Raw genomic sequence first — 4,470 nt, 5'->3', positions numbered from 1 at the left:
CCCCGCCTTTCGGCGGGGTTTGTTGTTTCACTCTGCGGCTTCTTCGTATGCTTCCATTGGTGGGCATGTGCAGACAAGGTTTCGGTCACCGTATGCGTTGTCGACGCGGTTGACGGGGGACCAGTATTTGTCGACGCCCATGGAGCCCGGAGGGAAGCAGGCCTGTTCGCGGGTGTAGGGGCGGTCCCAGTCGCCGACCAGATCGCGCACCGTGTGGGGGGCGTTTTTCAGCGGGTTATTCTCCGCGTCGATCTTGCCGTCCATGATGTCCTGCGCCTCGGCCCGGATCGAGAGCATGGCGTCGCAGAAGCGGTCCAGCTCGTCCTTGGGTTCCGACTCTGTTGGCTCCACCATCAGGGTGCCCGCCACCGGCCAGGACATGGTCGGCGCGTGGAAGCCGCTGTCGACCAGACGTTTGGCGACGTCATCCACGGTCACATGCGCCGCCTCGTCCAGCGGACGGGTGTCGAGGATGCATTCATGCGCCACACGACCGGTCTCGGAGGTGTAGAGGATCGGATAGGCATCCTGCAGACGCGCCGCGATGTAGTTGGCGTTCAGGATCGCCACTTTGGTCGCCTGCGTCAGACCCGCGCCACCCATCAGCAGCACATAGGCCCAGCTGACCGGCAGAATGGACGGAGACCCGAAGGGTGCCGCCGAGACCGGACCCACGGCGGTGCCGTATTCCGGATGGCCGGGCAGGTGTTCGGTCAGGTGAGCCTTGACGCCGATTGGACCCATGCCGGGACCGCCCCCGCCATGCGGGATGCAGAAGGTCTTGTGCAGGTTCAGGTGGCTGACATCGCCGCCAATGTCACCGGGACGCGACAGGCCTACCATGGCGTTCATGTTGGCGCCGTCGATATAGACCTGGCCGCCATGGTCATGGGTGATCTGGCAGACCTCCTGCACGGTGGTCTCGAACACGCCATGGGTCGAGGGGTAGGTGATCATGCAGCCGGCCAGATGTTCCGAGTGCTTCTCGGCCTTGGCGCGGAAGTCGTTCAGGTCGATATTGCCATTCTCATCCGCCTGCACCGGCACCACCTGCCAGCCCACCATCTGCGCCGAGGCCGGGTTGGTCCCGTGCGCCGAGGTTGGGATCAGGCAGACATTGCGGTGCCCTTCGCCGCGGGCAAAGTGATAGTTACGGATGGTCAGCAGGCCTGCATATTCGCCCTGCGCGCCCGAGTTGGGCTGCTGGGAGATCGCATCATAGCCGGTGATCTGGCACAGCTTGTCGTTCAGATCGGCAATCATCTCGTGATAGCCCTGCGCCTGATCTTCAGGGCAGAACGGGTGCAGATTGCCGAACTCGGGCCAGGTGACCGGGATCATCTCGATCGTGGCGTTCAGCTTCATGGTGCACGAGCCCAGCGGGATCATCGCCCGGTCCAGCGCCAGGTCGCGGTCGGCCAGACGGCGCATATAGCGGGTCATCTCGGCCTCGGCCCGGTTCTTGTGGAAGATCTCGTGGGTCAGATACGGCGTCTCGCGCAGCGCGTAGTCCGGCAGGCGGTACTGCTTGTTCGAGCTGTCGTCTGTCTTGTCGATACCAAAGGCCCCCCAGACGGCTTCGATGGTCTCGGGCCGGGTCTGTTCGTCCAGGCTGATGCCCACACGTGTATCGCCGACCTTGCGCAGGTTGACGCCCCGGGCGACGGCGGCCTCCATGACGGTCTTCTGCAGGTGGCCGACCTCAACGGTGATGGTGTCGAAGAACACCTCGGGTTCGACCGAGAAGCCCGCCTCTTCCAAACCAGCCGCCAGGCGCGAGGTCTTGCGGTGTACCGATTGCGCGATGGCCTTGATGCCATCGGGGCCGTGATAGACCGCATACATCGAGGCAATCACCGCCAGCAGCGCCTGCGCAGTACAGACGTTCGAGTTCGCTTTCTCGCGGCGAATATGTTGCTCGCGGGTTTGCAGCGCGAGGCGATACGCTTTGTTGCCGCGGCTGTCGATGCTGACGCCGATGATCCGGCCCGGCATGGACCGCTTCAGCTTATCAGTGGTCGCCATATAGGCGGCGTGCGGGCCACCATAACCCATCGGAACGCCAAAGCGCTGGGTCGAGCCGATGGCAATGTCGGCACCCATCTCACCCGGTGACTTCAGCAGCGCCAGCGACAGGATGTCGGCCGCCACGATGGCGATGGCTTTGTGTTCGTGCAGCGCTGCGATTTCCTTGGTGAAGTCGCGCACATGGCCGTGGGTGCCGGGGTATTGGAAGATCGCGCCAAAGACAGCACCTGCATCCAGCGTGTCCGGATCGGCGACTTGCACGTCGATGCCCAGAGGCTCAGCGCGGGTTTTGATCACCGCGATGGTTTGCGGGTGGCAGTTCTTGTCAACAAAGAAGGCCGCGTTGTTGGCCTTGGACCGGCCACCGCGCTTGGCCATCGCCATGGCTTCGGCCGCCGCTGTGGCTTCGTCGAGCAGCGATGCGTTGGCCACGTCCAGCCCGGTCAGGTCGCTGACCATGGTCTGGAAGTTCAACAGCGCCTCAAGACGGCCCTGGCTGATCTCGGGCTGATAAGGCGTGTAGGCGGTGTACCAGGCCGGGTTTTCCAGAATGTTGCGCAGGATCGGCGCGGGCGTGGTGGTGCCGTAATAGCCCTGACCGATCAGCGAGGTCAGAACCTTGTTCTTGCTCGCCACCTCTTTCATGTAGAACAGCGCATCGCGCTCGGTCATCGCCGGACCCCAGTCCAGCGGCTCTTTCTGGCGGATCGCCGGCGGGACGGTGGCGTCGATCAGTTGGTCCAGCGTCTTGAAGCCGATCACCTTGAGCATGTCGCGCATCTCGGTCGGACTGGGACCAATGTGGCGGCGATTGGCAAAGTCATAGGCTTCGTAGTCAGTCAGTTTGAAAGCCATTGCAGCGCTCCTATGAATAAGTCAGGTCGGGCGGAGACCACGCAGGCCCCCGATACATCATCACGAGCCGGTCCGGCCCGAACGGGCGGAGCCCTGTGCAGGGCTCCGGTCTGGATCAGCCGATGAAGTCCTTGTAGCCGGCCTCATCCATCAGATCTTCCAGCTGCGACGCGTCGGTGATCTTGATCTTGTAGATCCATGCCTCACCTTCGGGGTCTTCGTTCAGCGCGCCAGGATTGTCGGCCAGCGCCTCGTTGACCTCGACGATCTCGCCATCAACCGGGGCATAGAGTTCCGAGGCCGCTTTGACGGATTCAATCACACCGATCTCGCCGTCTTTCTCGAACTCGTCACCCACTTCCTGCTGTTCCACGAAGACCACATCGCCCAGCTGCTCGGCGGCATGTTTGGTGATGCCCAGAGTGGCTGTGTCGCCATTCACGTCGATCCACTCGTGCTCTTCGGAATAATAGGTTGCCATCTTGTCTCTCTCCTGACTTCAACGCTTGTAATTCTGGGTAACGAAGGGCAGCGCCACGATCTCGGCCGGTTGTGGCTTGCCCCGAATGATCAGATTGACGGTCTCGCCCGGCTCACCATGGCCTGCGGAAACATAGCCCATCGCAACGGGGCCACCGACCGTCGGGCCAAACCCGCCCGAGGTGATCTGGCCAATCGTATTGCCTTCCGTGCACTGGATCTCAACGCCCTGACGAGCAGGCGCGCGGCCCTCGGGCTTGATGCCCACCAGCTTGCGGTATGCGCCCTCGGCCAGCTCTCTCTGGATGCGCTCGGCCCCCGGGAACCCGCCCTCTTCCTTGCGGCGCTTCTGGATCGCCCAGCTCAGCGAGGCTTCGATGGGCGAGGTGCTCTGGTCAATGTCATTACCATAGAGGCACAGCCCCGCCTCCAGCCGCAGGCTGTCGCGCGCGCCCAGACCGGCCGCTTCACAATCCTCATGCGCCAGGAAAGCGCGGGTGATCTCAATCGCCTTGTCCTCAGGGATCGAGATCTCGTAGCCGTCCTCACCGGTATAGCCCAGACGCGAGATACGGCATTCGACGCCGTTGATATCGGCCACGGTGGTTTCCATGAACTTCAGATCCCGCGCGGCAGGGCAGAGTGCGCCCACCACGTCTTCGGCTTTGGGCCCCTGCACGGCCACCAGCGCGCGGTCGAAGATCTCGGTCACTTCGACGCCTTCGAGGTGCTCGCGCATATGCGGAATGTCCTGATGGCGCAGCGCCGCGTTCACCACCACAAAGTAGTGATCCCCCGCGTTCGACACGATCAGGTCATCCATGATCCCTCCGTCTTCATTCGTAAAGAACCCGTACCGCGCCTTGCCTTCCTTCAGCGTTGCATAGGCCTGCGGGCAAAGCGCCTCGAGCTTCTCGCCCACATTCTCACCGCGCAGGATCACCTGACCCATATGACTCACATCAAACACCGCCGCCTTCTCACGACACTGCTTATGCTCCCCCATAATCCCCAACGGATACTGAACAGGCATCTCCCAGCCCGCAAAATCAACCATCTTGCCACCCAACTCAACATGAAGAGAGTAAAGTGGAGTGCGATTCGGTG

The 4,470-nt window shown here is 62.4% G+C and carries 3 protein-coding genes; all 3 read right to left on the bottom strand.

Features of this window, described 5'->3' with window-relative positions; genetic code table 11:
• Positions 1-27 precede the first annotated feature (27 nt).
• Positions 28-2,883, bottom strand: a complete 2,856-nt coding sequence (gene gcvP, locus ACR0C3_RS23195) for an aminomethyl-transferring glycine dehydrogenase (RefSeq protein WP_480760769.1) — start codon at positions 2,881-2,883, stop codon at positions 28-30.
• 115 nt (positions 2,884-2,998) lie between these two features.
• Positions 2,999-3,364, bottom strand: coding sequence for a glycine cleavage system protein GcvH (gene gcvH, locus ACR0C3_RS23190; RefSeq protein ID WP_170381008.1), 366 nt, complete (start codon positions 3,362-3,364; stop codon positions 2,999-3,001).
• 18 nt (positions 3,365-3,382) lie between these two features.
• The coding region (gene gcvT, locus ACR0C3_RS23185; protein ID WP_480760767.1) for a glycine cleavage system aminomethyltransferase GcvT at positions 3,383-4,470 on the bottom strand (1,088 nt) is incomplete at its 5' end.

It is taken from the genome of Ruegeria sp. CK3 (assembly GCF_056536565.1).
This window is presented reverse-complemented; position numbering and strand designations above follow the sequence as displayed.